The sequence below is a fragment of the Haladaptatus litoreus genome (genome assembly GCF_900156425.1).
GTDB lineage: Archaea > Halobacteriota > Halobacteria > Halobacteriales > Haladaptataceae > Haladaptatus > Haladaptatus litoreus.
In genome coordinates this window covers 689,276-705,859 of the sequence record NZ_FTNO01000001.1, presented here as the reverse complement: position 1 = coordinate 705,859, position 16,584 = coordinate 689,276, and the positions used below count along the sequence as shown (strand labels likewise).

Genomic DNA, 16,584 nt, shown 5'->3' with positions numbered 1-16,584 from the left:
CTTCGTCTGTGTGTTCCTGTCTCTCACGAACGCCCGGAAACGCTCAAAATACCGCCGTTCATCCCGGACGCGACTCGTCACTCTTATAAAAACGCTGCCCGACGAATCCATCATGACCCGCGGGTTCTACATCGGGCGCTTTCAACCCTATCACAACGGCCACCACAGCGTGGTCGAGACGATTTCCGAAGAAGTGGACGAACTCGTCCTCGGCATCGGAAGCGCCGGGGACTCACACACTCGGCACGACCCGTTTACGGCTGGCGAACGAATCATGATGATTACTAAATCCCTCGTGGACTCCGACCTCGTCACCTACGCGGTTCCAATCGAGGACTTGGACAGAAACTCGGTCTGGGTGAGCCACGTCCAAAGCATGAGTCCGGAGTTCGACGTGGCCTACTCGAACAACCCCCTCGTCATCCAGCTGTTCAAAGAGGCTGGCGTCGAGGTTCGCCAATCGCCGATGTTCAACCGCGACGTGCTCGAAGGCACCGAAGTTCGCGACCGGATGGTAGAAGGCGGCGACTGGGAGAAACTCGTCCCCGAACCCGTCACCGAAGTCATCGAGGAGAGCGGCGGCATCGAGCGCATCCAGCGCGTCAGCCAGACCGACTCGAACGGCGTATGATTACCCTCTCGTCAGACTTCGGCACGCCGTATCCGGCGGCGATGAAAGGCGTCCTCTGCCAGCACAGCGACGCCCGCCTCGTGGACGTAGCTCACGACTTTCCGCGACAGGACGTTCGAGCAACCGCCTTTTGGCTCCGCGAAGTGCTTCCGTACTTCCCGCCAGCAGTCCACCTCGTCGTCGTTGACCCCGGCGTCGGCACTGACCGCGCCGCGATTGCGATTCGAGCAGGAAACCACGCGTTTGTCGGGCCGGACAACGGCGTTTTGCTTCCGGTCGCCCGTGAACTCGGCGACTCCGACGACCCCGAGATTTTCGAAATCGAGTACGAGGACGCCGACAGTTCGACGTTCCACGGACGAGACGTGTTCGCGCCCGCCGCGGGCCGAATCCACGAAATCGGCGTCGATTCGCTGGAAGATTTGCCCGACATCGCGCCCACGGAGGAATTCGAAGACCTTCGATTTCCCGAACCGAAAATCACCGAATCGGACGCGACGGGCGAAATCCTCGTCGTGGACGACTTCGGCAACGCCATCACGAACGTTCCGGGCGGCTTCCTCGACGACGTTACCGAAATCGTGGTGAACGGCGATACCGCACCGGTCGAACCGTCCTACGCACACGTCGAACCGAATCGGCGACTCGTGACGGTCGGAAGCCACGGAAACGTCGAACTCGCGGTGAATCGTGGCCGCGGCGACGACGCGTTCGGCGTCACGTTCGGGGACGACCTTCGGCTGGAAAAATGACGTTCGGGATGCGGGGAACGCGATAGCGATGGACGCCTTCGGAATCATGAACGTCGTCGGCCTGCTTGCGTTCGCGGTCGTCGGGTCGCTTCGCGGAAGCGACGCCGACCTCGATTTGCTCGGCGTGGGCGTTCTCGGCGTGATGACGGCTCTCGGCGGCGGCGTTACCCGCGACCTGCTGGTGAACACGACGCCCGTCGCGCTACGTTCAACGGGCGACGTGAGCGTCGCACTGATGGGAGTTGCCCTCGCCGTCGTTCTCGCACGATTCAGCGACGATTTGACGAATCGTCCAGTCGTCCGAATCCCGGACGCAATCGGCCTGTCGGCGTTCGCCACGACCGGCGCGCTCGTGGCGCACGATGCCGGACTCACCGCATTCGGCGTGGTACTGCTCGCAACTGTGACGGGAGTCGGCGGTGGCCTCATCAGCGATTTGCTCCTCCAGAACGTTCCGTCCGTTCTCGTCGAGGATTTCTACGCGACCTGCGCACTGCTCGGCGGACTGTCGTTCTGGCTGTTGGTGGAAGTCGGAGTGGGATCGCAGAAAAGCGCGATTGCCTGCGCGGGAATCGTCCTGTGCCTCCGTCTGCTAGCGATTCGGTACGACTGGGAACTGCCGACGGTGTAATCGTCGTTAGATTACCGACCGTTCCTCGACTCGACCAACGCGGGGCCGAACGCGAAGAAGACGATACCAGTCCAGAGAACGGCAAAGATGAGCGCGCCGCTCATCGTCGTTGTCAGATACCTGAAAAATCCGATTCCCATTCCGGCACTGTAGGTGTCGATTGCGACGTAAAACGCGCCGAGCGTGGGCATGTTCGCCAGCAGAATCGTGAGCGCAATCGCCAGTGTATTTCGGGTCGAGCTTCGGCCCTTGCTGGTTCGGGTAGAGGATTTAGTTGCCATACTCGCCTGAAGTCATTCAAGCAAAATAACAGTATTGTTCACGTCGTCTGTTCGGTGTCATATCGAGAGACGTAGGTGACGAGGCCGAACACCAACCCCAACACGCAGGTCGTGAGAATCATGCCGAACAGCGCCATCGTTACCGGCGTCATTTCGAACATCGAAACGCCGAAAATCGCCATCGCCGTGCCGCGACTCTGACCGGTCGTACCGACGACGAACCCGATTGCACCCGCGAGGAGAACGACGACTGTGGCAGTGGCGAGAAAGATGGGACGACTCGAAATGACGCGCTCGCTCATCGTTGGGAAATTGGCACCCTCGGCGGATAGGACTTGCTACTCGGGACAGTGTCGAACGCAAAAAATCGTAACGGGGTGAACTGCTAGCTTACGTCTATTTCGCGGCGATAACGTCGTCGATGCGGGCAATCATCGTTGCGGCTTCGGTTGCGCTCTCGACTGCTTCGCGCTTGACCGCAGCGGGGTCGATGACACCTTCCTCGACTGGGTCTGCGATTTCGCCGGTTTCGCCGGAGGAGATGATTCCTGCGCGGCCCGCTTCGTCGTCGTTCGCCGCGCGGAGGTCAACGAGTGCGTCGATTGGGTCCATACCCGTGTTCTCGGCGAGCGTGCGCGGGAGCACTTCGATGGCATCGGCGAACGCCTCGATGGCGAGTTGCTGGCGGCCTTCGACGCCTGCGGCCTCGTCGCGGACGCGGCCCGCGATGTTGATTTCCGTCGCGCCTGCGCCGGGGACGACGCTTCCGGTGTCCACTGCGGCGGAGACGACGTCCAGCGCGTCGTTTAGCGCGCGCTCCAGTTCGTCAACGACGTGTTCCGTGCCGCCGCGGATGAAGAGCGTGACGGACTTTGCGGCCGCGCCACCTTCGATGAAGGTGAGGTCTTCGCCGCCGTACTTCTCGACGCGGATGCTGTCTGCGTGACCGAGTTCGTCCTCGTCCACGTCGTCCGGTTTGCCCGTGCGCTTGCCGCCCGTGGCCTGCGCGATGGAGGTGGTGAGGCCGTCGTCAACGTCCTCGAAGGCGAGGATGCCGTGTTTGGCGAGGTGGGAGGCGGTGCGGTCGTCGATGGAGGAGTGCGAGAAGACGACATCGACGCCAGCGTCGGCGATTGCGTCGGCGAGTTCTTTGAGTTGGCTCTCCTCGGCGTCCATCGCGGCGGTGAGTTGGTCGACGTTATCGACGGAGTACTCCGCGTCGATTTCCGTCTCGCGGACGCTGAACGTGCCGTCGGTACAGAGAACGGTTGCGTCCTCGACCGAACGCGGCATGTTCTTGTGTGCGGGTTCGTCGTCGGTGACGATTCCTTCGATGAGTTCCGTCGCGCTGGAACTCGAACCGACCTGCGTGTGGACGCGAATGTCGTCGCGTTCGACCTTCTCGTCGCCTTCGACGTGACGCACGGCGTTCACGACGACTTCGGCGAGTCGCTCGGTCGTGATGTCGCCGGTGCCTTTACCCGTCATGCTAGATTCTGCGACCTGTTTGAGAATCTCGTCGTCGATGTCGGCATCGAGCGAGAGGTCGTCGATAGCTTCCAGCGCAATGTCACGTGCGCGTGCGTAGCCTTCCACGATGGTCGTCGCGTGAACGTCCTGTTCGAGGAGGTCTTCCGCTTTGGCGAGAAGTTCCCCTGCGAGCACGGAGGCCGTCGTCGTGCCGTCGCCGACTTCGTCTTCCTGTGTCTGGGAAACCTCGACGATCATCTGTGCGGCAGGATGCTCGATGTCCATCGAGTTGAGGATAGTCGCTCCGTCGTTCGTGATAACCACGTCGCCGTCGTCGGAGACGAGCATCTTGTCCATTCCTCGCGGGCCGAGCGTCGTTCGTACCGCTTCGCTTACCGCTTTGCCCGCGGCGATATTGGAGGACTGAGCGTCCCGACCGTGCGTTCGTTGGGAATCCTCGTTGAGGATGAACATCGGTCGTCCGCCCATGCGTCGCTGTCCGAAGCCTGATTCTGACATCAATACAACGAATGATTGATATTCTATATAAACTTTTCCACTGCGTTCGGAGCGTGACAGGCAAACACACATCCGGAATCCGAATCCCGTGACCGATAGATTCAAATAACATTACGCGGGAGGAATTTTCAGATGCTGGAACTGGAACACCGTTTTCGCGTCGTGGACGTTCATTCCCGTCTCCCCGTCGAAGAAGCGGTCACGGCGCGCGGGCGGGCAATCTCGCCGGAGAAGTTGGAGCGCGAGATGCATCAAGCGGGCGTCGTCTCGACCGTCGTCTTTCCCGGGCCGCAGGAGGGTCAAAGCTATCTTCGCGCGAACAACGCCGTCGCCCGGCGGAGCGTCGAACGCCCGTTCGTCAGTTTCGCGCGAATCAACGGCCCGCGCGACCCGACCGGAAGCACGACGGCCCGACTGCGGAACTTCGGCGCGCGACGGAAGGAGTGGCACACCTCTCCCGAAGATATCGAGCAGTACGCCTACGACGACCGATTCCACGGGTTCAAACTCGACCCGGTGCAGGACGGCCTTCCGGACGAGGCCGTCCTCGACCAACTGGAAGACGTCGGTCTTCCACTGCTCGTCCACGCGGGCGACGGATTTTCACCGACCCACGCCACGGAGGCTCTTCTCAACAGGTCGTTCCCCGTCATCCTCTCGCATTTCGGCGGCTACCCCCTCAATCGGGATTTGATGGACGACGCAATCGACCTCCTCGATTCCTCCGACGACTGCTATCTGGACACGAGTTTCGTACGCTACCGTGACCAGTTGGAACGGGCCATCATGGAACACCCCGACCGCGTCCTGTTCGGCAGCGGTGCCCCGAACTCCCACCCGAACGTCGCCGTGATGGAGATTTTGACCTTGGACGTTCCGGAAGACGCCATGCGAAAAGTGTTCACGAAGAACCCGTCGCGCGTCGTTGACGGACTCTCCGCCGAATAGCGATTTGGGGGACGTAGATGTTCGAACTGGCGTTTTCGACGTTCGTACCTGTCTATCGTCGGTTTCAGACTAGAATGGTTTTGTGTGGACTTACCGGACAGCAGTTTTGCACGGGAGTATCAGAAGACTATTTTGAAACGTCGCTAGCTATTCACGACTCCAATCGAACCGCCTCCGCAACCACACCGCAGGCGGGCGAGTGCGGTGCACTCGCCCGTCAAGTGACTGATTGGCTTTGCGATACTGTGTCAGAAGACGAATTGCCGAAGAAAACGGCCAGCCAAATTTGGGTTGGGCGGGCGCGCCGAGGCGCGCCCGCCCTGCGGTTTTGGCTGGGAACGGGCGAACGAGTAAAGGAACGAGTGGCGAAGCCACGAGTGATTGCGCGAGTTCGGGCGTGGCTTATTGCCGTCTCAGCAGTCGTCACGGTGTCGAAGTTAGTTCCTTTGTCTATCGACGTAGTTCACAGAACTATCTCGCGTCTGTATCGACCTCCCCTCCCATCGATTCGCCCTCTTAGCGCCAGTCGTAGCGTTCGACCGCGCGGTCTGCCCGCGACGAAATCCCCGCAGGATTCCGGGCGTCGGTTCGGTCGCGCAGACGGGCGAGGACGCCGTCTTTCGTTCCGACGGCGATTCCCTTACAGACGTGTTTTCCGCACCCTACCCAGAAGGTCGGTTTCGTCTCGCCCGACGCTACATCTCGGCCTTCTTCGCGGGCGTCACCCACTGCATCCTGCACCGTTCGTCTGAAAACCGTGAAACGCGGCCCGTAATTTTTCGTCATTCGATACGCAAGCGAGCGATATTTGATTCCCCAATCGCGGTCAGCACCTTCGTCGTCTCCCTCACCCTGACGTACGCTCACCGCAGGCGACCACGTGACCGACCGGTCGAGGGTTGCGAGGCGGTGTGCGCAGTCGCGCGCGCCGCCGGTTTTCAGGTTCTCGTCGAAGCCATCCACGGCCTCGATTGCATCTCGACTGAAGACGGCGTTTCGACCCGAAAAGTAGGTTACGTCCCGTCCCGCAATCGTCCGCGTTTCGACCGTTTCGGTCGTCATCCCTGCTTTGACCATTCGGTGTACCGGCCCCGTTACGACATCCGTACCGTTCGTTATCGCTTGCGTAACGCCGTCGTACCACGATTCTTCGACAGTGACGTTTTGCCCGACGAGCGCTATCGCGTCGCCGCTGGCCTCGGCGATTCCGGCGTTTCGCGCGACGTTCAGGTTTCGGTCGGAAATTTCGACTAAGGCGCTCACATCGTCGCGGTCACACACCATCCCGGTCGTTCCGTCCGCGGATGGCCCGTTGACGACGATGACCTCGGCCTCCGGCGCGTGCCGGGAGAGCGCGTCGAGGCAAGCGCTCAGAGGGTCACGCCCGTTGAGCGTCGGAACCACCACGGACAGGTTCATATCCGCTTTTCAGATACCGGATACGTAAAAGTAATTCGGCACGCGCTTACTTGACCCGCGTGTTCCAGTAGGAAACCGACGCGAGGTGGTCGCCGACAGCGGAGTCGATGAGGCTCGTATCTATCTCGCGGATTCGCTCCGCGATGACGTCGGGAATCTTGCGGTAGAAACCGTATGGGAGCACCCAGTCGTGTTCTGCGCCGACGAGTCGAAGACCGGTTTCGGACAGCAGCTTCTCCACGTCGGAAAGCGAGTAGAGTCGCGACCCCATCGGCAGGAGCCAATTGTAGAGGCTTCGCGTGCTCGGCCCGGCGAACGTATCGAAAAAGACCTGTTCTTTCGCCACTCGGCGCATCTCGCTCAGGAAAGATGCAGGGGTGTCAGCGAGGTGGAAAAATCGCATCGCAAACACGGTGTCGAAATAGTCGTCGGGAAACGGAAGGCGGGCCGCATCGCCGCGCATAAATTCCAGATGGTCGTCAACACCAGCGTTGTGGGCTTTGTGGCGTCCCTGCTGAAGCATCGCCGACGAAATATCCAGTCCGACGATGTCGGCCCCGCGTTCCGCCAGCATGACGGTGAATCGTCCGGTGCCACAGGCGATTTCGAGGACTCGTTTTCCTTCGACTGGCTCAATCGCGTTGAGAACTGCCTGTTTCTCACGGCGGTCGATAAGCCGTCCGCCACGGGAGAATCGCTTCTCGTCGTACTCCTCGGCCACCTCTGTCGCCTGATACCATTCCTGTCCCTTCACACTTTCTTCTACACGGGTGTACCTCACCGGAGGGATAAAACGGTACTGAAAGCGGATAGGCAAACGAACTGGAAAATCAGTTACGCGAACGACTTTGGAGTTCGCTCGCGTAGCGAATAGAAGAGTAGTATGCCGACGTGTAAGCACTGCAACGGCGAATTTACGGCGGAAGAACTCGTCCGACACGAGTACGTGCGGGTAATCGTCGTCCACTGTCCCGACTGCGGGTGCGTGCTCGGTCAGTACAACCGCCACGGCGATGCACCGAAAACCGACCACAAATCGGACGCTGACCGCTAAAGAATAATTCGAGATTATCCGCCCGCCACGACGCGGTCGGGTCGTATCCGGATAATGACGCGCGGCCCTTGTTCCTCGCCGAGGTTCGGGTACTCGTCCTGTTCCATGTATCGCTTGGTAAGTTCGTTGATGTGTTCGACGGCACCATCTTCGGTCACTTCCTCGACTTCCCCGCGAATCGAAACGAACCGGTAGGGGTCGTTCGGGTCGAGCATATCCAATCCGACTTTCGGATTTCGCTGGACGTTTTTCTCCTTTTGCCGCCCTTTCGCCGTGTTGATGAGGACGTGGTCGCCGTCGTAGCCGACCCACACGGGCGTCACCTGCGGCGTCCCGTCCGGCATGACGGTTGCGAAGTTTGCGAACGTCTTCTTTTCGAAGAGGTCGTGATACTCGTCTGGAATCGGTTCCATAGGCGAGACACGACGGGGTGCATAGAGTAGCTTCTGCCCGACCTATCGAGTTATTAAAATGTGATATAATGACGATTAAGGTGTGAATATTGTATGAACACCCATATAGCCAACTTTTACCACCTCTGTCAAGCGGTATCATAACATGAGCACGACCGCGACCAAACCAGCAAGTGATTTCCGCGAACGACTGCGCGAACTTCCACCCAGCGCGAAACTCATCGCCAAGGTGTTGGAAACCGACGAACCGCTGACGCAAGGCGAACTCGCCGACGAATCGCTCCTTCCCGACCGAACGGTTCGCTACGCCCTGACTCGCCTCGAAGAGCAAGACCTCGTCGTTTCCCGCCACAGTTTCCGCGACGCACGAAAACAGGTCTACCTCCTGAACGACTGATTCTGCGAATCAGTCGTTCGACTTCGGCCTCCCACGTTTCGCTTTCTTTTCGCTTTGTTCCTCGTCTTCGTTCTGCAGTCATTCATCATCGTCCAGCACGAACGAGGGCTTTTTTCGAATCACCTCCCTCCTTCCGCGTATGAATCCCATCCCCGTCCCGACAGAAACAGTTGCCCCGCACGGAGCGACGAACGCCTACGTGGTCGGAGACGTACTCATTGACCCAGCAGGACGAACCGACGAACTCGACCGAGCAGTCGCCGAACACGATGTCGAACACGTGCTGGTAACCCATACGCATCCCGACCACGTCGGAGCAGTCGCCCACTACGCCGAAACCTGCGATGCGACTGTCTGGGCGCGGCAGGGCCGCGAAACGCGATTCGAGCACGCGACGGGAATCGCGCCCGACGAGATGTTCCGCGAGGGGACGAAAATCGGTTCGCTGACCGTCATCGAAACGCCGGGGCACGCTCCCGACCACGTCGCACTTGCAGATGACGACGGAGCCAAAATCCTCGTTGGCGACCTCGTGGTCGCGGAAGGGAGCGTGATGGTCGCCGCCGGAGAGGGCGACCTGCGGGCGTACCTCACCTCGCTCCGGCGACTGTACGCCCGGAATCCCGACGCGTTGTATCCGGGTCACGGGCCGGTTATCGACGAGCCGAGGAAGACGATTCGGCGACTCATCGACCACCGACTCGCTCGGGAGAAACGGGTGCGGTCTGCGGTGCAGTCGGGTGCGGAAACTCTCGCTGCAATCACCGACTCGGCCTACGACAAGGACATTTCCGGCGTTCGGGAATTCGCCGAGCGAACCGTCGCGGCCCATCTCGAAAAGTTGGCCGTCGAAGGCGACCTGCGATGGGACGGCGAGCGTGCCGTCCCGCAATGATTTTGCGCGCTCGCCCGAACTGGAAAGCGTGCAGAGTCTCGAAGCCGAACTGGAGCGCGCGAAGGCACTCGACGTAAGCGACCTCGCCGACGCAATCGAGGACATCGGATTCGAGTGCACGCGCTGTGGGGCCTGCTGTACGAGCGAGGCGGACGACCCCCACACCGCGACGGTGTTCCCCGACGAAGTCCGTGAGTTGCAGGGCGCGACGGAGTACGATTTCCGAGACGTAGCCCGCCCGATGCCCTACGGCCTCTCCGACGGTGACGACGGATTGGAGGGCGAAACGTTCGAGTGGGCGCTTCAGACTGACGACTGCGGCGACTGTCGATTTTACGAGGAAGACGATGATGGACTGGGCGCGTGTTCCGTGCATCCCGACCGACCGCTCATCTGCCAGACCTACCCCTTCAGCGTGGAACTGGACGGGACGAGTCAGCCGATGGGCGAAGCAGTCGATGAATCCGGAATCGTCCGCGCCCACGAATGCGAGGGACTCGGAAGCGACATCGACCGGGAACACGCCGAAGAACTGGCGGACGCCCTCAAAGAGCGCGCAGTCCGCGAACTCGAAGAAGCAATCGGCGTGCGCGACAACTACGAACTCGCGAACCCAGATTCGGGCGAAATCGTCGTCCACGATTCGGAGGGCGCGAAACATCCCGATGGAAGCGAGTACGACAGCAAGCGAGTCGGCGGCGCGAACGAAGTGAGCGACGACCGCGAGCGATAGACCACTGACACGACCGCCGAAATCCCCAATTGACGCAGTTATCAGGGAACAACAAGTACACAGCCACGAGAATCGGCCAGTGACACGGCCGCCGAAAATCAGCCAGTGACACAGTTGTTAGCAGGCTCGCAGTTCTTCCGCGAGTGAGGAACGCAGTGACGAACGAGCGGGCCGACGACTGAATGCAGTAGGGAAGAGCTTCGCTCTTCCCTGCGAAATGAAAGAGGAGTGTCTTCGTAAGCGAAGCGAGCGAATGGTTCGTCAGAGCTTGCCTCTGACAGTGCTTTTGGTCGAGCTTTTACAAGGAGACGGGTCGGACCAGCGCGATTCGCGCTGGTCCGGCCGCTCGACCGTCGTAAAAGGTCGTTTCTAGAACTCTTCGTCGATGATTTCGCCGACGGCGAAGTTCGATTTCACTTCGGTGATTTCGACCTTCACGCGCTCGCCGATTTCCGCGCCGGGGACAATAATGACGTAGCCACGTTCGACGCGGGCGATACCGTCGCCCTGCTTGCCGATATCCTCGACTTCGACGTAGCGGATTTCTCCCCCTTCGACAGGTGGTTGTGGTTCCGACGAAACAGGAGTCGGGCCACCGCTGTCGTCCGTTGATTTCGCCGTCGCCTCGGTTTGGTTTTCACTCGATTCAGTCTCCGTTTCACGCGAGATAAGCGCAACACGGTAGGTTTCTCCCGGTTCGACCGAACCCGTGTCGATTTCGCGGCGTGGAACTGAGACGACGTATTCGTCGTCTTTGAGAGTAACATCAGCGCTGAACAGACACAGGAGTTTGTCAGAGATTTCCAAGGTCGTAGACCTCCAGTTGAAACCAAGTAGTCAACCATTAAAGAATTATCGACACCACCTTTCTACACCACCTTTTACGGCGGTCGCGGGCAAGAGCGATGACTGTCGTCATCACTCTTGCTGGCTTCGCTCGCTTTGGGTACTCGGTCACTGTCGAAAACAAAACCCGTTTTCAGTCCGCGCTTCCCGGTTTTTCGGCCCGAGCGAACTTGCTCAAATCCACGTCAACCGTTTCGGCGAGTTCGTCCGGCGTCTCGTAGGGGCGATTGACGATGACGTTTCCGGCGCGCTGTTTGCCCAGCCCCGGAATCGCGGTGAGTTCGTCCATCGTCGCGCTGTTCACGTCGAGGGGGTACGGAACGCCCGTCACGGAGCGGAAACCGTGGTCAACGACGGCCACGTCGATGGTTCGCCCCAATTCTCGTTCGCCCGGAATCCCGACCAGCAGAGGATAGGTGCCGAGTTGTCGGCCGAAGGTTCGCCCGTCCTTGTGGTACTCCAGATGCACGTTCGGCAGGACGGTACCCGGCGGAGCGACCCGGTTCAGCATCGGGTTGTCGATTTCCTCCCGAACCTCGCGTTTGTACTGCTTGAACAGCTTCTTGTGGTCGTTCGCGATGTCCGCACCGACTTCGTTCATCTCGGTTCCCGAGAACGCCATAACCTGCCGGATGTTCACCCGGCGGAGCATCAGCCCCTCGTCGTACACCCGCTGGAGGAACTCCCGGTTGTAGTCGAAGGTTTCTCGACGTTCACCTTTCAGGCCGTGAAGCAGGTTGATTCCCGGCAGGAGTTTCGGCAGTCGGCTTTCGGCGTCGGAACCAAATGTCGGCGCGTTTTCCCCGTCTTCGCCGGGTCGCCAGCCAGCCTCCTCGTTGACGATTTTCACCGCCTCGAAACACTCCTCGGCGGTGACGTTCAGGTTGTTCTCCTCCTGTACTTTCGGGTCGGCGGATTCGAGGCCGAACGCGGCGGTGTCCCCTGCGGTGTTGTGTTCCGCGATGACCCGAATCCCTTCCCGCGACAGTTCCGGCCACTCCACGACGGTAATCGGGTTCATGTTGTCGAGGTGGAGCGTCCCGATGTCTGGCGCAACCTCGCGAATCCCGCCGTACAGTTCCCGAAGGGCGTCAGGATTCGGTTTCTCGCCGTTGCCCCCGTAGGCCAAAATGTCGGCCTGCCGTCCGAGTCGGAAGTGTCGGGCACCTCGCTGATACAATCCTTCGACCTCCGTGATTACCGAGTTTGGTTCCCGGAACGACGGATTCCCGTACAGCGGTTCCGTGCAGAACGAGCAGCGGTACGGACAGCCCCGCGAGGTTTCCATCTCGCAGATGAGATACTCCGGGTGGTTCGGATGCTGTTCGATGACGAACGCGCCCGACTCCGCCCAGCGGTCGATTTCCTCGTTGTCCCGCATTCGGTTGCCGAATCCTTCCAATCCGCTTTCCACGAGGTCGAAGGCCGCGGCCTCCACGTCGCCTTTCGCCACGAAGTCGAAATCGAGGTCGTCGCGCTGGGTTTCGGTGCCGCCCGCGTTTTCATCGCCGACGCCGAATTTCACGGGACCGCCCATCAGGCTGGTTCCGTCGGCGGTCCACGCCATTTTGCGCACTTCGTCCGGTTCGGCGGGCGTCCCGCCGACGTATTTGCCGGGCACGGTCATTCCGCCGATGTAGATGAAGAGGTCGGCGTCGGCTACGTCGGCCCACTTCGCGTTGTCCTCGCGGAGTTCGTCGATGGTGTGGTACGTAATCCGCTCCGCTGGCACACCCGCATCCACGAGCGCCCCGGCGGTGTATCGCGGGTACGTCGAGATGTACGGCGGCACGCCGAAGTGGGCCGGTTCATCGACGTAGCCGTCCACGAGCGTCACGTCGAGGGTCGTGGGGTCAATCATACCCGTGTTTGCGACTGGACGGGTAAAACGGTGACTACACAGGTTTCGCGCCTATCCGGACAGGAACCCGACTAAAATCCATCCAGACGACCCCGGCGCGTGCGAGAAACGCGCGCGAGGGATGACGGAACGAACGAAGTGAGTGAAGGAATCGGTTGGGGGAGGATGTGGGCGGTTGCGGTGCGGGGGCGGTTTGATTGGAGTCGTGCTTTGCTATAACACAGTGTAATCAATCAACAGTGAGCAAATCACGACAACAGAACAACAGTCGAAGACTCGCGGTCGGAAAAACGACCGGAGTCAGCGCGTTTATTTTCATCCAGAACGTACCGCTTCCTATGCCAGCCACGCTTGAGGTCAAATGCACCGAGGACGACTGCGAGTTAGACATGTTCGAGATGCACTACACCTACGACATACCCGACGACGTCGGTGTGTCGGACTTCAGTTGCCCGTACTGTGGCGAAACCGATAGCTTGGACGAAATCGAACTATGACCCTACAGGACATCGGTCGCTCGACCGCGACGGCCATCGCCTCGCGCGTCGGCCGCGCCGCGAGCAAAGTGCAGGAAAAACGGGAAATCCCCTCCGACCTACTGGAGAGCGAGGACGCCTACCTCGTCGTCTTCGACGCGGCGGGCGCGACGGGAAGCGACGTGCAGGTTCGGTTCGCCGAGGACGCCGTCCTCGTGCGAATCGACCGGTTCCGCGATTTCCACGACGGCTACGACATGGTGTACCCCGGACGAGGGATGTCTCTCGACGGGAAGGTCGAACTCCCGGCCGATGCCGACGTGGACGCACAGAGCGCCTCGGCGACGCTGACCGACTCGGGAACCCTCGAAGTTCGCGTGCCGAAATCCACGCCGGAATCCGAGTAACGAATCGGAATCGGTGAGGGACGATTCGGATTCGCCCCCTGCTCTCGACTTTTCAATCGTTCTTACTCGACGGCCATTCCTTCCACGATTTCGAACTCCTCGTCGCCGGTGAATCGCGTCGGGTCGAACTCTGGGACACTTGCCTCTCCGAGCACGTCCTTCGAAATCGCCTCGCCGAGCGCTGGCGCGCGCATGAAGCCGTGACCTTGCCATCCGGCGGCGACGTAGAGTCCCAACCGGAGTTCCCCGAGAAGCGGGTCGTAATCGGGCGTCGCGTTGCAGAGTCCGGCCCACGCGCGTTCGACGTTTGGAGCGAACTCGGGAGCGTTCGCTCCAAGCCGATGCGCGAGTCGGTCTTCCATCGCAGAAACGAACTCATCGTCTCCTTCGCGTTTCCACTCGTCCGGGTCGCTTTCGACTTCCTCCGTGCCATCCCCGGCGAGCAGGCCCTCAGGGTGGGGGCGCAGGTAGTACCCCTCGGTTGCGTCGTACACCATCGGTACGTCGGCATCGAACTCGCAGGTGAGTGCCTGCACCCGGTAGGGTTTCAGTGGAACCGCGATGTCGGCGTCTGCAAGGAGACGTTTGGTGTGAACGCCAGCGGCGACGACGATTGCGTCGAACTCCTGTTCGTCTGCTTCGGTTCCGTCCCCGGAAACGATTCGCGGCGGGTCGATTCGAACCGCGACTTCGTCGCCGGTTCGAATCTCGGCACCCGCTTTTTTCGCCTCCTCCGCGACGGCGCTGGCGTAGCTTCCGGGGTCGGTTCGACCCGTATTTCGGGCGATTGCGGCCACACTAACATCTTCGGTGTTCAGCGCGGGATAGCGCTCCGCGAGTTCGTCCGCCTCGATGAACGACACGTCGCGCCCCTGTTCTTGCATTTTGGGCACCTGCTCGCGGAGTGCCGCCGCTCGCTTCTCGTCCCCCGTCCGAGCAAACCAAACGTAGGGCGTTTTCACGAACTCGAAGCCATTGGTACCGGAAAACTCCCGAAATCGTTCGATTGCTCGGTCGCCGATTTTCGCGTCCTCGGGCGCGGCAAAGGCGTCGTACAGCACGCCCGCGGCCCGGCCCGTACTCGCGTCCTCGTTCGGAATCTCACCTTTTTCAAACAGCACGACATCCTCACCGCGAACCGCGAGGTCGTGCGCCGCAGTGATGCCGACCGCACCGCCACCGACGACTGCGATTTTCATCGGTGTTCCTCCGACCAGAGGTCGGCCATTTTTCGCTCACAGAGCCAGTCGATGAGTGCGTCGAGTTCCTCGCTGGACTCGGAAAGCAGTCGTTCGCCCGCCGCTTTCGAGCCTTCGGTCGGATGCCCGACGACGCCGCTTTCGGAGAAATCGACGGTGTCGAAGCCAACGTTCGCGCCGTGAACGTCCTTGCCCCACGTTTCGCCAGCGCCCGCTTCCGCGTCTTCGAGTGCGGCCTCGCGGACGAGGTTTTCTGCGATTGCGAGGAGCATGCTCGTCTCGATTTCGTCGGCGTGAGTGATGCCGACGCCGAACTCGTCGTCTAGTATTTCGCCGATGCCGCTCCACCAATTCCACGGCACTGCGAAGGCGATTTCCTCGCGTCGGAGTCTGCGCGCGACGCGCTGGAGCGCGCCGCTGTTGCCGCCGTGGCCGTTCACGACGACGACTTTCTGTACGCCGTGGCTGGCGATGCTTGCGACGATGTCTCCGATGTAGTTCTCGAACGTTTCGGGAGCAGTCCAGAGCGTGCCATCAAATTGGCGATGATGTTCGCTCACGCCGACCGGAATCGTCGGCAGACAGACCACGTCCTCGCGGTCGGAGACGGTGTGAGCGACTGCTTGCGCGGCCATGAAATCGGTTCCCAGCGGGAGCGCGGGGCCGTGCTGTTCGACGCTCCCGGTCGGGAGGAGCGCGACATCCGTGTTGGCGAGGTCGTCCCTCGCCGTCGTCGTCGTGTGTTCGTGAAGCAAACTCATGGGCGGGAGATTGCATCCAGACTATTTCAAACTGGGTATCACGGCGAACGCCGAAACAGAGATTGCAGCCGAATTAGCCGAGGAACGACTCGACTCCTCGCGCCGGATAGCCGACCACCAAATCCGCTCCGGCGTCTTTCAGTTCAGTGATGCGCTCGCCGACTTCCTCTTCCGTCCCGACTAGCGCGAAGTCCCGACTGGCTTTCGACAGCACTTCGCGAGCACGCCCGTCAGCACGGGCATCCGTCTTTCCGTCCTCTGGAAGCGCCCGAGCGACCGGTTTTCGGCGCGCGACGTACTCTCCGACGGCGTCGAGGATGACGTTCTCGTCGTCCGTGAGAACCGTCGGAGCGTACACCGCAATCTGCTCCTCGAATCCGGCGGCCCGGAGCGCGCGGAGTTCGCGGTCGGTCGAGCGCGAGAGGAGTTCGAACTGCGTGGCCCCCGTCGCGGTTGCGATTCGCTTCACGCCTTCCGTTCCGACCCACGCGTCGGGCGCACTATCGAGTGCCTTCCCGATTCGAGGCGCGATAGCTCGGGATTTCTCGTTCTCCGAGAGATAGGCGGGGTGGCCCGCGACGAGCACCTGCCCTGCACTTTCGGGGATTTGGCCGAAAAGCGAATCGTCGCCGAGCGGGTCGAAGCCGTCGGCTCGAACCGGAATCGTCATACGGAGATTCTTTTTTGCGGCGAGTTCGGCGAGTGTCTCTCTGTCGGGGAGCTGTTCGCACCCTTCGTAGTCGATAGTGACTGTGTCGAAAGGTAGTTCCAGCGCCCTCCGCACGTCGCATTCGGTCGGTTTCAGTGCGACTGCATCGAGGCCGGTTCGTGTGACGGCGTGGCTACTGGTTAACATTGATTGCTCCCCATGGTCAGAACTAGGCTACTGCA

Annotated in this window: 21 protein-coding genes; 10 read left to right on the top strand and 11 right to left on the bottom strand. The window is 60.7% G+C overall.

The window, feature by feature from the left end:
• The first annotated feature begins 112 nt into the window (after window positions 1-112).
• Genes BW974_RS03595 through BW974_RS03585 form a run of 3 tightly spaced genes read left to right on the top strand, consistent with a single transcriptional unit; the run spans window position 113 to window position 2,014 of the window.
• The gene (locus tag BW974_RS03595) at window positions 113-631 is read left to right on the top strand and encodes a nicotinamide-nucleotide adenylyltransferase (protein WP_076430224.1); all 519 of its coding nucleotides are present in this window, start codon (window positions 113-115) and stop codon (window positions 629-631) included.
• On the top strand, window positions 628-1,383 hold the full coding sequence (locus tag BW974_RS03590) for an SAM hydrolase/SAM-dependent halogenase family protein (protein WP_076428050.1): 756 nt from the start codon (window positions 628-630) through the stop codon (window positions 1,381-1,383). Before BW974_RS03595 ends, BW974_RS03590 begins: the two co-directional genes overlap by 4 nt.
• A gap of 28 nt (window positions 1,384-1,411) precedes the next feature.
• Window positions 1,412-2,014, top strand: a complete 603-nt coding sequence (locus tag BW974_RS03585; RefSeq protein WP_076428048.1) for a trimeric intracellular cation channel family protein — start codon at window positions 1,412-1,414, stop codon at window positions 2,012-2,014.
• Window positions 2,015-2,025: 11 nt separating this feature from the next.
• Here the strand turns inward: BW974_RS03585 and BW974_RS03580 are convergent, their stop codons facing one another.
• The 3 genes from BW974_RS03580 to thsA form a co-directional block, all read right to left on the bottom strand.
• Window positions 2,026-2,295 carry a hypothetical protein gene (locus BW974_RS03580; protein WP_076428046.1) on the bottom strand — a complete coding sequence of 90 codons (270 nt, stop codon included), beginning with the start codon at window positions 2,293-2,295 and terminating at the stop codon, window positions 2,026-2,028.
• 38 nt (window positions 2,296-2,333) lie between these two features.
• On the bottom strand, window positions 2,334-2,597 hold the full coding sequence (locus tag BW974_RS03575) for a DUF7520 family protein (RefSeq protein WP_076428044.1): 264 nt from the start codon (window positions 2,595-2,597) through the stop codon (window positions 2,334-2,336).
• A 94-nt stretch (window positions 2,598-2,691) separates the two neighbouring features.
• Window positions 2,692-4,254 carry a thermosome subunit alpha gene (gene thsA, locus BW974_RS03570; protein WP_076430223.1) on the bottom strand — a complete coding sequence of 521 codons (1,563 nt, stop codon included), beginning with the start codon at window positions 4,252-4,254 and terminating at the stop codon, window positions 2,692-2,694.
• A gap of 162 nt (window positions 4,255-4,416) precedes the next feature.
• On the opposite strand from thsA, the gene BW974_RS03565 reads away from it, so the two are divergent.
• The gene (locus BW974_RS03565) at window positions 4,417-5,232 is read left to right on the top strand and encodes an amidohydrolase family protein (protein WP_076428042.1); all 816 of its coding nucleotides are present in this window, start codon (window positions 4,417-4,419) and stop codon (window positions 5,230-5,232) included.
• A 516-nt stretch (window positions 5,233-5,748) separates the two neighbouring features.
• On the opposite strand, the gene BW974_RS03560 is transcribed toward BW974_RS03565, so the two are convergent.
• Window positions 5,749-6,651, bottom strand: a complete 903-nt coding sequence (locus tag BW974_RS03560; protein ID WP_076428039.1) for a glycosyltransferase family 2 protein — start codon at window positions 6,649-6,651, stop codon at window positions 5,749-5,751.
• Window positions 6,652-6,697: 46 nt separating this feature from the next.
• Window positions 6,698-7,405 (bottom strand): class I SAM-dependent methyltransferase, encoded by a 708-nt coding sequence (locus BW974_RS03555; protein ID WP_076428037.1) that lies wholly within the window; start codon window positions 7,403-7,405, stop codon window positions 6,698-6,700.
• Window positions 7,406-7,534: 129 nt separating this feature from the next.
• Here BW974_RS03555 and BW974_RS25360 point away from each other — a divergent pair, with 129 nt between their 5' ends.
• Window positions 7,535-7,705, top strand: coding sequence for a hypothetical protein (locus BW974_RS25360; RefSeq protein WP_175609619.1), 171 nt, complete (start codon window positions 7,535-7,537; stop codon window positions 7,703-7,705).
• Between the two features lie 14 nt (window positions 7,706-7,719).
• Here BW974_RS25360 and BW974_RS03550 read toward each other — a convergent pair whose 3' ends face one another.
• Window positions 7,720-8,118 (bottom strand): PPOX class F420-dependent oxidoreductase, encoded by a 399-nt coding sequence (locus BW974_RS03550; protein WP_076428034.1) that lies wholly within the window; start codon window positions 8,116-8,118, stop codon window positions 7,720-7,722.
• 145 nt (window positions 8,119-8,263) lie between these two features.
• Between BW974_RS03550 and BW974_RS03545 the strand changes: the two genes are divergently transcribed.
• The 3 genes from BW974_RS03545 (at window position 8,264) to BW974_RS03535 (ending at window position 10,143) form a co-directional block, all read left to right on the top strand.
• Window positions 8,264-8,515 (top strand): MarR family transcriptional regulator, encoded by a 252-nt coding sequence (locus BW974_RS03545; protein ID WP_076428032.1) that lies wholly within the window; start codon window positions 8,264-8,266, stop codon window positions 8,513-8,515.
• Between the two features lie 139 nt (window positions 8,516-8,654).
• Window positions 8,655-9,410, top strand: coding sequence for an MBL fold metallo-hydrolase (locus BW974_RS03540; RefSeq protein ID WP_076428030.1), 756 nt, complete (start codon window positions 8,655-8,657; stop codon window positions 9,408-9,410).
• Between the two features lie 28 nt (window positions 9,411-9,438).
• Window positions 9,439-10,143 carry a YkgJ family cysteine cluster protein gene (locus BW974_RS03535; RefSeq protein WP_076428028.1) on the top strand — a complete coding sequence of 235 codons (705 nt, stop codon included), beginning with the start codon at window positions 9,439-9,441 and terminating at the stop codon, window positions 10,141-10,143.
• 369 nt (window positions 10,144-10,512) lie between these two features.
• Here the strand turns inward: BW974_RS03535 and BW974_RS03530 are convergent, their stop codons facing one another.
• Window positions 10,513-10,950, bottom strand: coding sequence for a TRAM domain-containing protein (locus BW974_RS03530; RefSeq protein ID WP_076428026.1), 438 nt, complete (start codon window positions 10,948-10,950; stop codon window positions 10,513-10,515).
• Window positions 10,951-11,122: 172 nt separating this feature from the next.
• Window positions 11,123-12,850, bottom strand: coding sequence for a radical SAM protein (locus BW974_RS03525; RefSeq protein ID WP_076428024.1), 1,728 nt, complete (start codon window positions 12,848-12,850; stop codon window positions 11,123-11,125).
• Window positions 12,851-13,188: 338 nt separating this feature from the next.
• On the opposite strand from BW974_RS03525, the gene BW974_RS25355 reads away from it, so the two are divergent.
• Entirely contained in the window at window positions 13,189-13,347 is a 159-nt protein-coding gene (locus tag BW974_RS25355; protein WP_175609618.1) for a DUF7559 family protein, read from the top strand.
• Window positions 13,344-13,733: an Hsp20/alpha crystallin family protein gene (locus BW974_RS03515; protein ID WP_076428020.1), complete on the top strand. Its 390-nt coding sequence runs from the start codon at window positions 13,344-13,346 to the stop codon at window positions 13,731-13,733. Before BW974_RS25355 ends, BW974_RS03515 begins: the two co-directional genes overlap by 4 nt.
• 62 nt (window positions 13,734-13,795) lie before the next feature.
• Here the strand turns inward: BW974_RS03515 and BW974_RS03510 are convergent, their stop codons facing one another.
• The 3 genes from BW974_RS03510 to BW974_RS03500 form a co-directional block, all read right to left on the bottom strand.
• A complete protein-coding gene (locus tag BW974_RS03510) occupies window positions 13,796-14,932 on the bottom strand; it encodes an NAD(P)/FAD-dependent oxidoreductase (protein ID WP_076428018.1) in 1,137 nt (378 codons plus the stop codon).
• A complete protein-coding gene (locus tag BW974_RS03505; protein WP_076428016.1) occupies window positions 14,929-15,693 on the bottom strand; it encodes a creatininase family protein in 765 nt (254 codons plus the stop codon). Before BW974_RS03505 ends, BW974_RS03510 begins: the two co-directional genes overlap by 4 nt.
• A gap of 73 nt (window positions 15,694-15,766) precedes the next feature.
• Window positions 15,767-16,549 carry a DUF7388 family protein gene (locus tag BW974_RS03500; protein ID WP_076428014.1) on the bottom strand — a complete coding sequence of 261 codons (783 nt, stop codon included), beginning with the start codon at window positions 16,547-16,549 and terminating at the stop codon, window positions 15,767-15,769.
• Between the last annotated feature and the right edge of the window lie 35 nt (window positions 16,550-16,584).

What these genes read in the sequence shown, in the direction of transcription:
- BW974_RS03515 (WP_076428020.1), top strand. Translation starts at nt 13,344, where the DNA reads ATGACCCTACAGGACATCGGTCGCTCGACCGCGACGGCCATCGCCTCG.
- thsA (WP_076430223.1), bottom strand. Translation starts at nt 4,254, where the DNA reads ATGGGCGGACGACCGATGTTCATCCTCAACGAGGATTCCCAACGAACG.
- BW974_RS03560 (WP_076428039.1), bottom strand. Translation starts at nt 6,651, where the DNA reads ATGAACCTGTCCGTGGTGGTTCCGACGCTCAACGGGCGTGACCCTCTG.
- BW974_RS03590 (WP_076428050.1), top strand. Translation starts at nt 628, where the DNA reads ATGATTACCCTCTCGTCAGACTTCGGCACGCCGTATCCGGCGGCGATG.
- BW974_RS25355 (WP_175609618.1), top strand. Translation starts at nt 13,189, where the DNA reads ATGCCAGCCACGCTTGAGGTCAAATGCACCGAGGACGACTGCGAGTTA.
- BW974_RS03550 (WP_076428034.1), bottom strand. Translation starts at nt 8,118, where the DNA reads ATGGAACCGATTCCAGACGAGTATCACGACCTCTTCGAAAAGAAGACG.
- BW974_RS03525 (WP_076428024.1), bottom strand. Translation starts at nt 12,850, where the DNA reads ATGATTGACCCCACGACCCTCGACGTGACGCTCGTGGACGGCTACGTC.
- BW974_RS03540 (WP_076428030.1), top strand. Translation starts at nt 8,655, where the DNA reads ATGAATCCCATCCCCGTCCCGACAGAAACAGTTGCCCCGCACGGAGCG.
- BW974_RS03580 (WP_076428046.1), bottom strand. Translation starts at nt 2,295, where the DNA reads ATGGCAACTAAATCCTCTACCCGAACCAGCAAGGGCCGAAGCTCGACC.
- BW974_RS03505 (WP_076428016.1), bottom strand. Translation starts at nt 15,693, where the DNA reads ATGAGTTTGCTTCACGAACACACGACGACGACGGCGAGGGACGACCTC.
- BW974_RS25360 (WP_175609619.1), top strand. Translation starts at nt 7,535, where the DNA reads ATGCCGACGTGTAAGCACTGCAACGGCGAATTTACGGCGGAAGAACTC.
- BW974_RS03575 (WP_076428044.1), bottom strand. Translation starts at nt 2,597, where the DNA reads ATGAGCGAGCGCGTCATTTCGAGTCGTCCCATCTTTCTCGCCACTGCC.
- BW974_RS03565 (WP_076428042.1), top strand. Translation starts at nt 4,417, where the DNA reads ATGCTGGAACTGGAACACCGTTTTCGCGTCGTGGACGTTCATTCCCGT.
- BW974_RS03545 (WP_076428032.1), top strand. Translation starts at nt 8,264, where the DNA reads ATGAGCACGACCGCGACCAAACCAGCAAGTGATTTCCGCGAACGACTG.
- BW974_RS03500 (WP_076428014.1), bottom strand. Translation starts at nt 16,549, where the DNA reads ATGTTAACCAGTAGCCACGCCGTCACACGAACCGGCCTCGATGCAGTC.
- BW974_RS03585 (WP_076428048.1), top strand. Translation starts at nt 1,412, where the DNA reads ATGGACGCCTTCGGAATCATGAACGTCGTCGGCCTGCTTGCGTTCGCG.
- BW974_RS03595 (WP_076430224.1), top strand. Translation starts at nt 113, where the DNA reads ATGACCCGCGGGTTCTACATCGGGCGCTTTCAACCCTATCACAACGGC.
- BW974_RS03510 (WP_076428018.1), bottom strand. Translation starts at nt 14,932, where the DNA reads ATGAAAATCGCAGTCGTCGGTGGCGGTGCGGTCGGCATCACTGCGGCG.